Raw genomic sequence first — 14746 nt, 5'->3', positions numbered from 1 at the left:
CCCACCCGCCGGCCGTTACTCCCTCCCACCCACCCCACCCGTTGAGGAGCATCACATGAGCAGCACGTACGACCGTCTTGTGGGCCTGCTGGCCAAGAGCTTCGGCATCGAGCCCGACGAGGTCGCACCGGAGGACACCTTCGAGAGCCTGGAACTGGACTCGCTCGCGCTCGTGGAACTGACTCTCGTGGCGCAGGAGGAGTTCGGCATCAGTCTCACCGACGACGACCTGCACGCGAAGAGTTCCCTGACCGAGGCAGCCGGTGTACTCGACGCCAAGCAGGTGACCGTCTGATGAGCGCGGGCGACGGTCGGTTCGATGCGGCGGTCACAGGCATCGGCATGGTGACCCCCGCCGGCGTCGGCACCGCCGCGTCCTGGGAGCGGATCAAGGCCGGGGACGGCACCGCCGCGCAGCCGGTGCCCGCGCTGGCCGGCATCCCGGCCGACTTCGGCTGCTGGATCCCCGACTTCGACCCGGCCGCCGTCGTCGGCAAGCGCAAGGCATGGCGGCTGGACCGCAGCAGTCAGTTCGCGGTCGCCGCGGCGGCCGAGGCGCTGGCCGACGCCGGCCTCGACCCGGCCGGCTGGGACGGCGCCCGGGTGGGCGTGGTGCTCGGAAGCGGCATCGGCGGGGCCGCGTCCTGGGAGAAGCAGCACCACGTCCTCCTGGGACAGGGCTCGGAGAAGGTCTCCGCCATGTTGATCCCGATGCTCGCGATCAACATGTCGGCCGGATACATCGCCATGGAGTTCGGGGCCCGCGGACCGAACTTCGTGACGGCCACAGCCTGCGCGTCAGGCGCCACCGCCGTGGGCACAGCACGCGAACTGCTGCGCTCCGGGCGGTGCGACGTGGTGATCACGGGCGGCACCGAGGCATGTCTGATCCCCTCGATCATCTCCGGCTTCCAGCAGATGGGCGCACTCTCCTCGCGCCGCGGTGACCCCAAGGCGGCCTCCCGGCCGTTCGACGTGGACCGCGACGGCTTCGTGCCCGCCGAGGGCGCCGCCGTCCTGATCCTGGAACGCCCCGAGAGCGCGCGGGCCCGCGGCGCACGTATCCGCGCGCACATCAGCGGCTACGGGGCGTCGGCCGACGCCTACAGCGCGACCGCGCCGGAACCCAGCGGCGCCGGCGCGGAGCTGGCGCTGCGTGCGGCCCTCGACGACGCGGCAGCCGATCCGCACGCGGTCGACCACGTCAACGCGCACGGCACCTCCACCCCGCTCAACGATCTGATGGAGGCGAGGCTGATCCGCCGAGTCCTCGGGGACGGGCCCGCGGTGACCTCCGTGAAGGGGGTGACCGGCCACTCGCTGGGCGCCGCGGGCGCGATCGAGATCGCGGTGGCGGCCCTCACGGTGGAACACGGGCTCATCCCACCGACCGCGAACCTGGACAGCCAGGACCCGGAGATCGAACTGGACGTCGTCGCCAAGGCGGCACGCCCCGCCGACGTCGAGGTGGCCGTCAGCCACTCCTTCGGATTCGGCGGCCAGAACGCCGTGGTGGTGCTCACCCGTGCATAGACCGCGGGCCCCTGGGCCGGACCCCCTGGACCGGGTCCGCTGAACGGCCCCAGGAACCGGGCAGGCCGCCGCACGTCTCCCACGTGCGGCGGCCTCTTGGCGGGGCGTACACCGGCGCAGAAAGCGGCGGGGTCTACATCCGGCGCAGACAGCAGACAGCGGACAGCAACTGCCGGGCCACACCCCCTCGTGGGGTCCGGTCCGGCAGTTGCTGTCCGCGCCGCGGCGGGTGGCTCAGCCCTCGTCCGCGAGGAGCCGGCCATGGGTGATGGCGTGATGAACCTCGCTCTGCCGCGCCGCCAGTTCGCGGCGCTCGGCGTCCATCGCCTCCGCCTGGGCCTCGTCGTCCTCCATGAGCTTGACCAGGTCGTGGTCGGCCAACTGGAGCACGCCCATGGCCTCGTACGCCTGCCGCACCTTCGGACCCCATAGCCCGATGTCCTTGACGCAGGGCACGATCCGGGTGAACAGACGCGAGCGGAAAGCCTGCATCCGGGGACCCCGGTTCATGTACTCCATGCACTCCTTCATGTCGTAGCCGAGCGTCTCCCACACCTCCTGCATGCGCAGCCGGTCACGCATCAGATAACAGCCCTCGACGATGAAGTCCTCGCGCTCCGCGAGCTCCTGGCTGGTCAGTTCCTTGTAGTAGTCGCGCAGGGCGATGCGCCCGAAAGCCACGTGCCGTGCCTCGTCCTGCATGATGTAGGACAGGATCTGCTTCGGCAGCGGCTTGTCCGTCTTGTCGCGCAGGATGCCGAAAGCGGCGAGGGCGAGCCCCTCGATGAGCACCTGCATACCGAGGTACGGCATGTCCCAGCGCGAGTCGTTCAGCGCCTCACCCAGCAGGGCCTTCAGATGCGGGCTGATCGGATACGTCATGCCGATCTTGTCGTGCACGAAGCGCGTGAACAGCTCCGCGTGGCGCGCCTCGTCCATGACCTGGGTCGCCGCGTAGAACTTCGAGTCGATGTCAGGTACCGACTCGACGATCCGCGCGGCGCAGATCATCGCGCCCTGCTCGCCGTGGAGGAACTGGCTGAACTCCCAGGAGGCCATGTGCCGCCGCAGTTCCCGCTTCTCCCGCTGGTTCAGCCGGGAGTACTGCCGGGAGCCGTACAGGGCGAGGGTGTTCTCCGGGGTGCCCAGGACGTCACAGGGGTCGACCTCCAGGGACCAGTCGATGCGCTTCGTGCTGTCCCACTGCTTGTCCTTGCCCTTTTGGTAGAGGTTGAGCAGATTCTCCCGGTCGGTGTCGTACTCCCAGGTGAAGGTGTTCCGCCCCTGCATGGGGAAGGACCAGGCGATGCTGGTGTCCGAATCCGGGGCATCGACGGTTCCACTCATGAGCAGTGTCCTTACATGGTAGGGAAGGGTGGTCCTACACGGTCACGAAGGGCTCAGGCGGGGAGAGGACCGGCAGCACCGCCGGAAGTACGTCCAGCGTGTAGCGCGTGCGTCCGCGCTGGACCTCGCCGTCCCGTTCGAAGGTGAGGGGGGCGCCGTCGGTGCGCTCGATCTCGATGCGCCGGCCGCGCCGGTAGATGACCTCGGGCCGTTCGAGATGGCGCCCGTCCCGGGTCAGTCCCGGCAGCTCTCGCAGATCGAGGCCGTCGGTGACCACGCAGACGTCGAGCAGGCCGTCGTCCAGCACGGAGTGCGGCAGCAGGAGGAACCCGCCACCCCGGTAGCGGCCGCCGCCGACGTTGGCGAGGACGACTCCGCCGTCGTGGATCACCTCGCCGTCCACGATGACCCTGGCCGGATGCGGTGCGAAGCCGCGCAGCGTGGCGGCGACCGCCTCCTGGTAACGGGCGCGCCCGGTGAGGTGGGTGAGCCCCGCAGCCGTCTCCAGCGCCTCGGCGACGAGACCGGAACAGGCGCCCAGCAGCACGGTGTCCCGCGTCTCCAGGACGCGCGCCATGTCCACGTTCCTGATCCGCGGCCGCCGGGTAGCGAGGGCGGTGGTGAGCGACTCGAGCCAGGGACGGTCCTGCCAGATCTCCTTGTAGAAGGAGTTGCCGGTACCGGCCGGAACGCAGAGCAGGGCCGGGCGGCCGTTCGCCGGCTCCGCCGCGGCCACGAGCCCGTCCGCCACCTCGCTCACGGTGCCGTCGCCGCCGACCGCGAGAATCGCGTCGGCGCCGTCCCGCGCGGCTTCAACGGCGAGAGTACGGGCATGGCCCGGATACGCGGTGTGCACCACGCTCAGCTCCCCGACCAGCGCCTGACATGCCTCGGTGACGGCCGCGAGCGGCACTGAGGCCGCGCTTCCCGCCCGGCCATTCGCCACGATCACCGCGGTGCGTGCCCAATGGCTCATGCGTCGGTTCCTGTTCGCGTCGACGGGCGTTGCCGGTACGGAGGCGGAGAGAGCAGGATTCGAACCTGCGTGGGGCGTGAACCCCAGGCCGGAGACGAGCTCCGGCCCCCACTGGGCCGCTGTGGGTATCTCTCCTCGCCGGCCTCTTCGGCCGACGTGCAGACCATGACACCCGCCGCTTGCAGGGCGCTGAAACGCCCGTCTCAGCCCCGCGGGCCCACGGCGCGCGCCCCGTCGAGGCTGCCGCCGAACCGGCACCGCCCGCCACGTCGACGGCCTCCCACCGGGCCGACGTCCGCGCGGACCGTCCCAGGCACCTGCCGCAGGCTCGAACGCCATGACCTGCCGTCCGTATGGTCATCACGCCTGCGTACGCCCACCTCCGGAGGCCGAACGGACACGGCAGGCAAGCGAGTTGTCGCTGTGACTGGCGGAGGGGCAGACATCGGGGCCGCTACGGCACGCGGGTTGCGCGCGGCCGGTTGCCATGTGCTCCGATCAGACAGAACATCACTCAGCAGTACGACCAGGCGCCATGCGGCACGAACGCTCACGGTCTCGTGACGCATGGGTCCGGCGGGCCCGGCGGCGTGAGCGCCGGGCCCGCCGGTAGGACGGTCAGTACGGGTAGAAACCCGAGCCCGTCTTGCGGCCGAGCCGGCCCGCGTCGACCATCCGCTGGAGCAGCGGGGGAGCGGCGTACAGCGGCTCCTTGTACTCGGCGTACATGGAGTCGGCGACCGAGGCCACGGTGTCCAGGCCGATCAGGTCGGCGAGCTTGAGCGGGCCCATCGGGTGGGCGCAGCCCATCTCCATGCCGTTGTCGATGTCCTCGCGGCTGGCGATGCCCGACTCGAACATCCGGATCGCCGAGAGCAGGTACGGGATCAGCAGGGCGTTCACGACGAAGCCGGAGCGGTCCTGCGCGCGGATCGGGTGCTTGCCCAGGACGTCCTGGACCAGCGCCTCGGCGCGCTTTATGGTCTCGTCGGACGTCGTCAGCGCGGGGATCAGCTCGACGAGCTTCTGCACCGGTGCCGGGTTGAAGAAGTGGATGCCGATGACCTGGTCGGGGCGCGAGGTCGCGACCGCCAGCTTCACGAGCGGGATCGAGGAGGTGTTGGAGGCGAGGATCGCGTCCTGCCGGGTCACCACCTGGTCGAGCACCTGGAAGATCTCGCTCTTGACCTGCTCGTTCTCCACGACGGCCTCGATGACGAGATCGCGGTCGGCGAACTCCCCGAGGTCGGTGGTGAAGCTGAGGCGGCCGAGGGTCTCGTCGCGCTCGGCCACGGTGATCTTGCCGCGTTCGGCGGCCTTCGAGAGGGAGTTGTGCAGCCGGGTGCGGCCGATCTCCAGCGCCTCGCCGGTGGTCTCGGCCACCATGACCTGAAGGCCGCTGCGGGCGCACACCTCCGCGATGCCTGCGCCCATCTGGCCACAGCCCACCACTCCGACGCGTGCAATGTCGGCCATAGAGTCCGTCACCTCGTGCCTTTCGCTGATCCCTGAGTCGCAGGTTCCCGTCCGGTCCGGTGCCCGCCTCGACCCCACGACGTTACTCCGCGAGCCGTCGGCGGTGACCCGGGGGTGGTACGGCCGGCTTCCGGGCGTGATGCCCGCCACGCGCGGGGTGCGCCCGACATGGGCCGGGGGCCCCGCGCGGAGGTCCCCGGCGTCCGGCCCCCGTCCTACCGCCGGTCGTCGCGCGCGGGCGTGTGCCGCACCACGCAGTCCGGTCCGGGAGACTTGACCGACTCGTGTCCGTCGTCGTGGCGCACCCGGTACGGAGGAGCGCCCCCGGCACCGAGCACCTCGATGATCTCCGCGACCCTGTCGTGCTGTCCCACGGTCCTGCCGTGCATCAGCAGCCGGTCGCCGGTGTGTGCCTCCATCGGGAGTGACCTCCTCACGGGTGGTGGTCCCTGTCGACAAGTCTATGACCGGCGAGCGGCCGCGACCCCTGCGCGCTGGGTGACCGCGATGCAGACGAGCACGGCCACCGCGGCCACCGGAGCGGCCGGCGGGATGTCCTCGCCGAGCAGCAGCACCGACCACGCGAGGGTCAGCAGCGGCTGCGCCAGCTGGAGCTGGCTGGCCCGTGCCACCCCGATCCCGGCCATGCCCCGGTACCAGACGTACAGGCCGAGGAAAGTGGAGCCCGCGGCTACCCAGAGCAGACCGATGACGCCGTGGGCCGTCAGCCGCACCGGTTCGAAGGGCAGCGCGATCGCGGCGCCCGCCACCGCGAGCGGCAGGGCGAGGATCAGGGCCCAGCCGATCACCTGCCAGCCCGGCATGGCCCGGGCCAGCCTGCCGCCCTCGGTGTATCCCGCGGCGCACACGAGCAGAGCGCCGAACAGGTAGAGGTCACCCGCGGAGAGGGCCCCGCCGCTCTGCCGCACGGTGAACGCGATCACCACGGCGGCGCCCGCGAGCGCCGCCGCCCAGAACGCGCGCGGCGGGCGCGAGCCGGTGCGCAGGGAGGAGAACACCGCCGTGGTCAGCGGCAGCAGGCCGACCACCACGGCCGCGTGTGAGGTCGTCGTGGTCCGCAGCGCCAGCGTGGTCAGCAGGGGGAAGCCCACCACCACACCGCCCGCGACGACGGCGAGGCCGGCCCAGTGGCGGCGCTCTGGCAACGGCACCCGGCCCGCCAGGAGCACACCACCGGCGATGGCCGCGGCGAGCAGACTGCGCAGGGCCACCAGCGACCAGGGGCCGAAGCTCTCCAGGCCCCAGGCCGTGGAGGGAAAGGTCAGGGAGAAGGCGACCACGCCGAGTACGGCGAGCAGCGTTCCACCGCCCCCGGAGGGCGCCTGCGCGGCTGTGGACCGGGTTCCGCTGACGGCTCCGGCGGAACGGTCGGACGCAGGGGCCGTGACTGCTATCGCTGAGTGGTGAGTAGCGCTATTCTCTGTTGTCATGCATCAGCGTAGCAGTGTGGCAGAGCTGGCAGAATCCCTCCGCGGCGAACTCGACCGCTACTCTCCTGGTGAGAAGCTGCCATCGAGCCGCGCTCTGGTGGAGCGCTTCAGGGCAAGCCCGGTGACCGTCTCCCGGGCCATCGCGCAGCTCGCCGCCGAAGGGCTGGTCGTCACGCGGCCCGGTGCCGGGGCCTTCCGGGCGCAGCCCCGTACCGCCGCCGGTCCGCCGGGTGACACCTCCTGGCAGGAGGTGTCCCTCAGTGCCGACGGCGGCCCCGAGGTGGTGCCGCGCACCGTGGACGCCTCCGGTGTGCTGGTCACACTCGCCGCTCCCTCGCCCGGCGTCATCGAGTTCAACGGCGGCTACCTCCACCACTCGCTCCAGCCCGAGCGCGCGATGGCCGCGGCACTGGCCCGCGCCGGGCGCCGCCCGGGGGCCTGGGGCCGCCCGCCCACGGACGGGCTCCCCGAGCTGCGGGCCTGGTTCGCGCGGGAGATCGGCCCCGCCGTGACCGCCGCCGACGTACTGATCACCGCGGGCGGCCAGAGCGCCCTGTCCACCGCCCTGCGCGCGCTCGCCCCGCCGGGCGCCCCCGTCCTCGTCGAGTCACCCACCTACCCGGGCATGCTCGCGGCGGCCCGCGCCACCGGGCTGCGGCCGGTGCCGGTGCCGGGCGACGCGGACGGTGTACGGCCCGATCTGCTGGCCGCCGCGTTCCGGGCGACGGGCGCCCGGGTGTTCGTCTGCCAGCCGCTGTTCCAGAACCCGACCGGCACCGTCCTCGCCCCCGACCGCCGGGCCGAGGTCGTCCGGATCGCACGGGAGGCGGGTGCCTTCGTCGTCGAGGACGACTTCGCCAGGCGCCTCGCCCACGACGACGCGGGCCCGCTGCCCGAACCGCTCATGGCGCAGGATGAGGACGGCGTCGTCGTCCACGTCTGCTCCCTCACCAAGGCCACCTCGCCGAGTCTCCGCGTCGGTGCCCTCGCCGCGCGCGGACCCGTGCTGGAGCGCCTGCGCGCCATCCAGGTCGTCGACAGCTTCTTCGTGCCCCGGCCGCTCCAGGAGGCCGCGCTCGAACTGGTCGGCTCCCCGTCGTGGAGCCGCCATCTGCGCACAGTCGCCACCGCGTTGAAGGACCGTCGCACCGCGATGACCGCCGTGCTCCGGCGCGAACTCCCCGCACTCACCCTGCCGCTCGTCCCTTCCGGCGGCGGAAGCCTCTGGCTCGCGCTGCCCGATGGCTGGACCGGCGCCGAGGAGTCGGCCGTGGTCTCGGCCGCGCTGCGCGCGGGCGTCGCCGTCGCGCCCGGCCGCCCGTACTTCTGCGCCGAGGCACCGGCGGGCCGCATCCGGCTGAGTTTCGCCGCGGTCGGCGGACCCGCGGAGATCGCCGAGGGCGTACGTCGGCTGCGTACCGCCTGCGACGCACTCGGCGGTGGGCCGGACGGGGGTTCGCGCCCGCCGGTATGAGCCGACCGCCGGCGCTTCCGTCAAGAGGCGCCCGGCCCGTCCCGCCCCTTCCGACCGGCCCGGTCCGTCCCCTTGACCGCCGTGGCGTTCGGCTCCACGATCGCGGCCATGAGTGTTCGAGTCTCTCTGGTGGCTGCGGCGCGCAGCTCCGCCCTGCTCGCCGAGCGCTTCGACGACGACCGGCCGCTCGACCACGCCGGCTGGCACGAGATCCAGCTCGTCGCCCACACGCTCCTGCCCCTCGGCGCCGCCGAACTGCGCTACTGCTCACCCACCCCGCGCAGCCGCGCCACCGCCGACGCGCTCGGCTTCGCGCCGATGGCGCAGCCCGCGCTGCGCGAGTGCGACATGGGCCGCTGGCGGGGCTGGACCCTGGCCGAGGTCACGGCCCGCGAACCGGCCGCGGTGGACACCTGGCTCTGCGATCCGCGCTCCGCCCCGCACGGCGGCGAGCCCTTGCTGGCCTTCATCTCCCGGATAGGGGGCTGGCTCGACACCCGGCCCGCCTGCGACGGGCTCATCCTCGCGGTCGCCGAGCCCTCGGTGGTGCGCGCCGCGCTCATCTACGCGCTGAGGGCGCCGCCCGCCTCGTACTGGAACGTCGACGTACGGCCGCTGTCCACGGTCACGCTCACCGGCGGGCGGGGCCGCTGGAGTCTGAGCCTGGAATCGGCGTCCCGCTGAGCGGAAGTGGGTACGCCTCTTCCGGCCGGTCCGACCAGTCGGTATGTTGCCGCTCACCGGAGCCACCAGGCTGTGCGCGAGACGAGGAGCCCGACGTGCCGCAGATCCACGGTCACTGCCACGACAGATTCGCCGCGGTGCGCGCCGCCTTCGAGGAGAACTTCGCGGAGCGCGAGGAGCTGGGTGCGGCCGTCACCGTCCTCGTCGACGGCGTCGCGGTGGCCGACCTGTGGGGTGGCTGGGCCGACTCCGCCCGTACCCGCCCCTGGGAGCGGGACACCCTGGTCAACGTGTGGTCCACGACCAAGGGCCCGACCGCCCTGTGCGCGCACATCCTCGTCGACCGGGGCCTGCTCGACCTCGACGCGCCCGTAGCCGCGTACTGGCCCGAGTTCGCCGCGGCCGGCAAGGGGTCCGTCCGCGTACGGGACCTGCTCTCGCACCGCGCGGGCCTGGCCGGGCTGCGGGAGCCGCACACCCTGGCCGAGCTCTACGACTGGGAGCTGACCACCGCCCGGCTGGCGGCGACCGAACCCTGGTGGGAGCCGGGCACCCGCTCCGGTTACCACGCGTTCACGTACGGCTTCCTGGTCGGCGAAGTCGTCCGCCGGATCACCGGCCTGCTGCCGGGTGCCTTCCTGTACCAGGAGGTCACCGGCCCGCTCGGCATCGACTTCACCATCGGCCTCCCGGAGAAGGAGGAGGGGCGGGTCGCCGAGCTGGTCCAGTCGAGAACGCGGACGGGTGAGGCGTCCGCCTTCTACGCGCAGCTGGAGCCGGTGGCCCTAGCCTCGCTGGCCAACCCGCCGACCGGCGCGGCGGCGGCGAACACCAGCGCGTGGCGGGCGGCCGAGCTCCCCGCGGTCAACGGCCACGGAACGGCCCGCGCGGTGGCCGCGCTGTACGGAATCCTCGCCGGGCGCGGCATCCTCGACGGTCGGCGGGTCCTGTCCGATGAGGCTGCCGAGCGGGTCCGCGAGGGTCAGGGGAGCTGCCGCGACCTGGTGCTCGGCGCGGGTTTCGCGCACGACACCGAGTTCGCACTCGGCCTCTGGCTCAGCGGCCCGAACCGCTCGTACGGCCCCAACCCCCGCGCCTTCGGCCACGACGGCGCGGGCGGTTCCTGCGGTCTGGCCGACCCGGAAGCGGGCGTCGCGCTCGGGTACGTGATGAACCGGATGGGCCCCGGCGTCGCCGACGACCCGCGCAAGAGGGCGCTGGTCGAGGCGGTGTACGAGGCGCTGTGAGGGTCCCGGCCGCCGGGGGTGTGGAGGGATCAGGTCCCGGGCGCATCCGCTGGCTCCGCCGTACCGAAAGGGTTGTCGATGACGTACGTATGGGTCAAGCGAATCAGTGGGGCATGTCCACCGGCGATGAGCACTTCCCCCTGCCCCCTGGCCTGACCCGGTGGAGGCCCTGCCTCTGCGGCCGGGCCCAGCAAGGCCACTTTGCATAAAACTGCGGCGCTGCGTATAGTCATGCCATCAACGAGGAGGGTTCGATGGTGGTACGCGCAGCGGTGGCCGGGGCGAGCGGATACGCGGGCGGGGAACTGCTCCGTCTCCTGCTGGTCCACCCCCGGATCGAGATCGGGGCCCTCACCGCGCATTCCAACGCGGGGCAGCGGCTCGGGCCCCTCCAGCCCCACCTGCGGCCGCTCGCCGACCGGGTACTCCAGCCGACCACCGCCGAGGCGCTCGCCGGGCACGACGTCGTCTTCCTCGCCCTTCCGCACGGGCAGTCCGCCGCCGTGGCCGAACAGCTGGGGGACGAGGTGCTCGTGGTCGACATGGGCGCCGACTTCCGGCTGAAGGACGGCGCCGACTGGGAGAAGTTCTACGGCTCGCCGCACGCCGGCACCTGGCCCTACGGCCTGCCCGAACTCCCCGGCGGCCGCGCCGCCCTGGCCGGTTCGAAGCGCATCGCGGTGCCCGGCTGCTACCCCACCGCCGTCACCCTCGCGCTCTTCCCCGCGTACGCGGCCGGGCTCGCCGAACCCGAAGCCGTGATCGTCGCCGCCTCCGGTACCTCCGGGGCGGGCAAGGCGCTCAAGCCCCACCTCCTCGGCTCCGAGGTGATGGGCAGCATGTCCCCGTACGGCGTCGGCGGCGGGCACCGGCACACGCCCGAGATGATCCAGAACCTCAGCGCCGCCGCCGGTGAACCCGTGACCGTGTCCTTCACCCCGACGCTCGCCCCCATGCCGCGCGGCATCCTCGCCACGTGCAGCGCGAAGGCGAAGCCGGGTGTGAGCGCGGAGACCCTGCGCACGGCGTACGAGAAGGCGCTCGCGGACGAACCGTTCGTGGACCTGCTCCCCGAGGGGCAGTGGCCCGCCACCGCGTCCGTCCACGGTTCCAACGCCGTACAGATCCAGGTCGCCCACGACGAGGCGGCGGGCCGGATCATCGTGATCAGCGCCATCGACAACCTCGCCAAGGGCACCGCGGGCGGCGCCCTGCAGAGCATGAACATCGCCCTCGGCTTCCCCGAGGACACAGGTCTTTCCACGATCGGAGTCGCACCGTGAGCGTCACGGCAGCACAGGGGTTCTCGGCGGCCGGCATCGCCGCCGGGATCAAGGAGAGCGGTCAGCCGGACCTGGCCCTCGTGGTCAACCGCGGGCCGCGTCGCGCCGCCGCCGGCGTCTTCACCTCCAACCGGGTCAAGGCCGCCCCCGTCCTGTGGTCGGAGCAGGTGCTCAAGGGCGGCGAGGTCACCGCCGTCGTCCTCAACTCCGGCGGCGCCAACGCCTGTACGGGTCCTCAGGGCTTCCAGGACACCCACGCCACCGCCGAGAAGGCCGCCGAGGTCCTCGAAGGCCACAGCGCGGGCGAGATCGCGGTCGCCTCGACCGGACTCATCGGGCTGCCGCTCCCCATGGACAAGCTGCTGCCCGGCGTCGAACGGGCCGCTGCGGCGCTCAGCGAGCACGGCGGCGAGAAGGCCGCCATCGCCATCAGGACCACCGACACCGTGCACAAGACGAGCGTGGCCACCCGGGGCGGCTGGACCGTCGGCGGCATGGCCAAGGGCGCGGGCATGCTCGCCCCGGGCCTCGCCACCATGCTGGTCGTCCTCACCACCGACGCCGACGTGGCGGCCCCCGCGCTCGACTCCGCCCTGCGCGACGCCACCCGCACCACCTTCGACCGGGTCGACTCCGACGGGTGCATGTCGACCAACGACACCGTGCTGCTGCTCGCCTCGGGGGCGAGCGGGATCACGCCCCCGGGGGAGGAGTTCGACGAGGCCGTACGGACGGTCTGCGCCGACCTGGCCCGCCAGCTGATCGGCGACGCCGAAGGTGCCTCCAAGGACATCCGCATCGAGGTGGTCAACGCCGCGACCGAGGACGACGCCGTGGAGGTCGGCCGGAGCATCGCCCGCAACAACCTCCTCAAGTGCGCCATCCACGGAGAGGACCCCAACTGGGGCCGCGTCCTCTCCGCGATCGGCACCACGAAGGCCGCGTTCGAGCCGGACCGCCTGAACGTCGCCATCAACGACGTGTGGGTGTGCAGGAACGGCTGCGTGGGCGATGACCGGGAACTCGTCGACATGCGCTACCGCGAGGTGAAGATCACCGCCGACCTCTCCGCCGGTACGGAGTCGGCCGTCATCTGGGCCAACGACCTGACCGCGGAGTACGTCCACGAGAACAGCGCGTACAGCTCATGAGCACGCCGGCGCGGAAGCACACCGCACTGCCGAAGGCGCAGATCCTCATCGAGGCGCTGCCCTGGCTGACCCGGCACAACGGCAGGACCGTCGTCATCAAGTTCGGCGGCAACGCCATGATCGACGAGGACCTGAAGGCGGCCTTCGCCCAGGACGTCGTCTTCCTGCGGCACGCCGGCCTCAAGCCCGTCGTCGTGCACGGCGGCGGGCCGCAGATCAGCGCCCAGCTCGACAAGCAGGGCCTGGTCAGCGAGTTCAAGGCCGGACTGAGGGTCACCACGCCCGAGGCGATGGACGTGGTACGGATGGTGCTCGCCGGACAGGTCCAGCGCGAACTGGTCGGGCTGCTCAACCAGCACGGCCCGCTCGCCGTCGGCATGACCGGCGAGGACGCCCACACCATCACCGCCGTCCAGCACCGGCCCACCATCGACGGCGAACTCGTCGACATCGGCCGGGTCGGCGAGATCACCGCGATCGACACCGGCGCCATACAGGCACTGCTGGACGACGGCCGCATCCCGGTCATCTCCTCCATCGCCCGCTCCGCCGACGACGACCACGTCTACAACGTCAACGCGGACACCGCGGCGGCGGCGCTCGCCGCCGCGCTGGACGCCGAGACGCTGATGGTCCTCACCGACGTGGAGGGCCTGTACGAGGACTGGCCCAACAGCGACGACGTGATCAGCCGGATCACCGCCACCGAGCTGGAGAAGCTGCTGCCCAGCCTGTCGAGCGGCATGGTCCCCAAGATGCAGGGCTGCCTGCACGCCGTACGCAACGGCGTCCAGACCGCCCGCGTCATCGACGGCCGGGTCCAGCACTCGATCCTGCTGGAGATCTTCACCGACGAAGGAGTCGGCACGATGGTCGTGCCCGACGCAGCGACCGGCACCCAGGGGGAGTCATGAGCAACGAGGAGCTTCCGCAGCGCTGGCAGGGCGCGCTGATGGACAACTACGGCACCCCCCGGCTTCCCCTGGTCCGCGGCGCCGGCGCCCGCGTGTGGGACGCCGAGGGCAGCGAGTACCTCGACTTCGTCGGCGGTATCGCGGTGAACGCGCTGGGCCACGCCCACCCCGCGGTCGTCGAGGCGGTCTCCACGCAGATCGCCGCCCTCGGCCACGTCTCCAACCTCTTCGTCGCCGAGCCGCCCGTCGCGCTGGCGGAGCGGCTGCTCCAGCTCTTCGGCCGGGCGGGCCGGGTCTTCTTCTGCAACTCGGGCGCCGAGGCCAACGAAGCCGCATTCAAGATCGGCCGGCTGACCGGGCGTACACACATGGTCGCCACCGACGGCGGCTTCCACGGGCGGACCATGGGCGCGCTCGCCCTCACCGGCCAGCCGGGGAAGCGCGAGCCGTTCCTCCCGCTGCCCGGCGACGTCACCCACGTGCCGTACGGGGACGCCGACGCCCTCCGCGCCGCGGTGACCACCGGGACGGCACTGCTGATCATCGAACCAGTACAGGGTGAGCGCGGCGTCGTCGTCCCGCCCAGGGGTTATCTGGAAGCGGCCAGGGAGATCACCCGGGCCACCGGCACCCTGCTCGTGCTCGACGAGGTGCAGACGGGTATCGGCCGGTGCGGCCACTGGTTCGAGCACCAGGCCCACCAGGGCGTCGAACCCGACGTCGTCACCCTCGCCAAGGGCCTCGGCGGCGGGCTGCCGATCGGCGCGACCGTCGCGTTCGGCGCGGCGGCCGACCTGCTGAAGCCCGGCCACCACGGCACGACGTTCGGCGGCAACCCGATCGCCTGCGCGGCCGGACTCGCCGTCCTGGACACGCTCGCGGCCGAGGGGAGACTCGACGAGGTCAAGCGCCTCGGCGAGCGGATCAGGGATGGTGTGGAGGGCCTCGGCCACCCCCTGGTCTCCCACGTCCGCGGCTCCGGCCTGCTGCTGGGTATCGTGCTCACCGGACCCCTCGCACCGAAGGTGCAGCAGGCGGCCCAGGGAGCCGGACTCCTGGTCAACGCGCCCGCCCCCGACGTCGTACGGCTCATGCCACCGCTGATCATCGGCGACGCGGAGGTGGACGCGTTCCTGCGCGTCCTGCCGGGCGCTCTCGACGCGGCATACGGGGACGGACGATCCGGAGCGTGACGTTCCGGAGAATGAGG

General features: G+C 72.1%; 14 protein-coding genes and 1 tRNA gene. 9 read left to right on the top strand and 6 right to left on the bottom strand.

The genetic code is table 11. The features are described from left to right. Positions 1-55: 55 nt before the first annotated feature. A complete protein-coding gene (locus tag Sfulv_RS04215) occupies positions 56-295 on the top strand; it encodes an acyl carrier protein (protein WP_173311524.1) in 240 nt (79 codons plus the stop codon). Beyond that, positions 295-1533 carry a beta-ketoacyl-[acyl-carrier-protein] synthase family protein gene (locus Sfulv_RS04210; RefSeq protein ID WP_173311521.1) on the top strand — a complete coding sequence of 413 codons (1239 nt, stop codon included), beginning with the start codon at positions 295-297 and terminating at the stop codon, positions 1531-1533. Before Sfulv_RS04215 ends, Sfulv_RS04210 begins: the two co-directional genes overlap by 1 nt. 234 nt (positions 1534-1767) lie before the next feature. Here the strand turns inward: Sfulv_RS04210 and Sfulv_RS04205 are convergent, their stop codons facing one another. The 6 genes from Sfulv_RS04205 to Sfulv_RS04180 all read right to left on the bottom strand — a co-directional run bounded on the left by Sfulv_RS04205 (position 1768) and on the right by Sfulv_RS04180 (position 6783). Then, entirely contained in the window at positions 1768-2880 is a 1113-nt protein-coding gene (locus Sfulv_RS04205; RefSeq protein ID WP_173311518.1) for a ferritin-like domain-containing protein, read from the bottom strand. A 34-nt stretch (positions 2881-2914) separates the two neighbouring features. Beyond that, complete coding sequence (locus Sfulv_RS04200; RefSeq protein ID WP_218578033.1) at positions 2915-3856, bottom strand: diacylglycerol/lipid kinase family protein; 942 nt, start codon at positions 3854-3856, stop codon at positions 2915-2917. 44 nt (positions 3857-3900) lie between these two features. Further along, a tRNA-Arg gene (locus Sfulv_RS04195) sits at positions 3901-3991 on the bottom strand. A 483-nt stretch (positions 3992-4474) separates the two neighbouring features. Further along, positions 4475-5332: a 3-hydroxybutyryl-CoA dehydrogenase gene (locus Sfulv_RS04190; protein ID WP_173311515.1), complete on the bottom strand. Its 858-nt coding sequence runs from the start codon at positions 5330-5332 to the stop codon at positions 4475-4477. A 215-nt stretch (positions 5333-5547) separates the two neighbouring features. Then, positions 5548-5751, bottom strand: a complete 204-nt coding sequence (locus Sfulv_RS04185; RefSeq protein WP_173311512.1) for a DUF1918 domain-containing protein — start codon at positions 5749-5751, stop codon at positions 5548-5550. 42 nt (positions 5752-5793) lie between these two features. After that, on the bottom strand, positions 5794-6783 hold the full coding sequence (locus tag Sfulv_RS04180; protein WP_173311509.1) for a DMT family transporter: 990 nt from the start codon (positions 6781-6783) through the stop codon (positions 5794-5796). On the opposite strand from Sfulv_RS04180, the gene Sfulv_RS04175 reads away from it, so the two are divergent. From Sfulv_RS04175 to Sfulv_RS04145, 7 genes are all read left to right on the top strand, one after another. Continuing rightward, positions 6782-8257 (top strand): aminotransferase-like domain-containing protein, encoded by a 1476-nt coding sequence (locus Sfulv_RS04175; RefSeq protein WP_173311507.1) that lies wholly within the window; start codon positions 6782-6784, stop codon positions 8255-8257. The genes Sfulv_RS04180 and Sfulv_RS04175 overlap by 2 nt on opposite strands. A 108-nt stretch (positions 8258-8365) precedes the next feature. Continuing rightward, positions 8366-8941 carry a histidine phosphatase family protein gene (locus Sfulv_RS04170; protein WP_173311504.1) on the top strand — a complete coding sequence of 192 codons (576 nt, stop codon included), beginning with the start codon at positions 8366-8368 and terminating at the stop codon, positions 8939-8941. Between the two features lie 95 nt (positions 8942-9036). Further along, positions 9037-10188, top strand: coding sequence for a serine hydrolase domain-containing protein (locus Sfulv_RS04165; RefSeq protein WP_173311501.1), 1152 nt, complete (start codon positions 9037-9039; stop codon positions 10186-10188). Positions 10189-10442: 254 nt separating this feature from the next. After that, a complete protein-coding gene (gene argC / locus Sfulv_RS04160; RefSeq protein WP_173311498.1) occupies positions 10443-11471 on the top strand; it encodes an N-acetyl-gamma-glutamyl-phosphate reductase in 1029 nt (342 codons plus the stop codon). Next, positions 11468-12622 (top strand): bifunctional glutamate N-acetyltransferase/amino-acid acetyltransferase ArgJ, encoded by a 1155-nt coding sequence (argJ, locus tag Sfulv_RS04155; RefSeq protein ID WP_173311495.1) that lies wholly within the window; start codon positions 11468-11470, stop codon positions 12620-12622. Before argC ends, argJ begins: the two co-directional genes overlap by 4 nt. After that, positions 12619-13536: an acetylglutamate kinase gene (argB, locus tag Sfulv_RS04150; protein WP_173311492.1), complete on the top strand. Its 918-nt coding sequence runs from the start codon at positions 12619-12621 to the stop codon at positions 13534-13536. The genes argJ and argB overlap by 4 nt, the downstream gene beginning before the upstream one ends. Then, on the top strand, positions 13533-14729 hold the full coding sequence (locus Sfulv_RS04145) for an acetylornithine transaminase (protein WP_173311489.1): 1197 nt from the start codon (positions 13533-13535) through the stop codon (positions 14727-14729). Before argB ends, Sfulv_RS04145 begins: the two co-directional genes overlap by 4 nt. Positions 14730-14746 lie beyond the last annotated feature (17 nt).

It is taken from the genome of Streptomyces fulvorobeus, from assembly GCF_013167895.1.
GTDB classification, from domain to species: domain Bacteria; phylum Actinomycetota; class Actinomycetes; order Streptomycetales; family Streptomycetaceae; genus Streptomyces; species Streptomyces fulvorobeus.
Note: the sequence above shows the minus strand (reverse complement) of the source record. Positions and strands in the feature narration are given on the sequence as shown.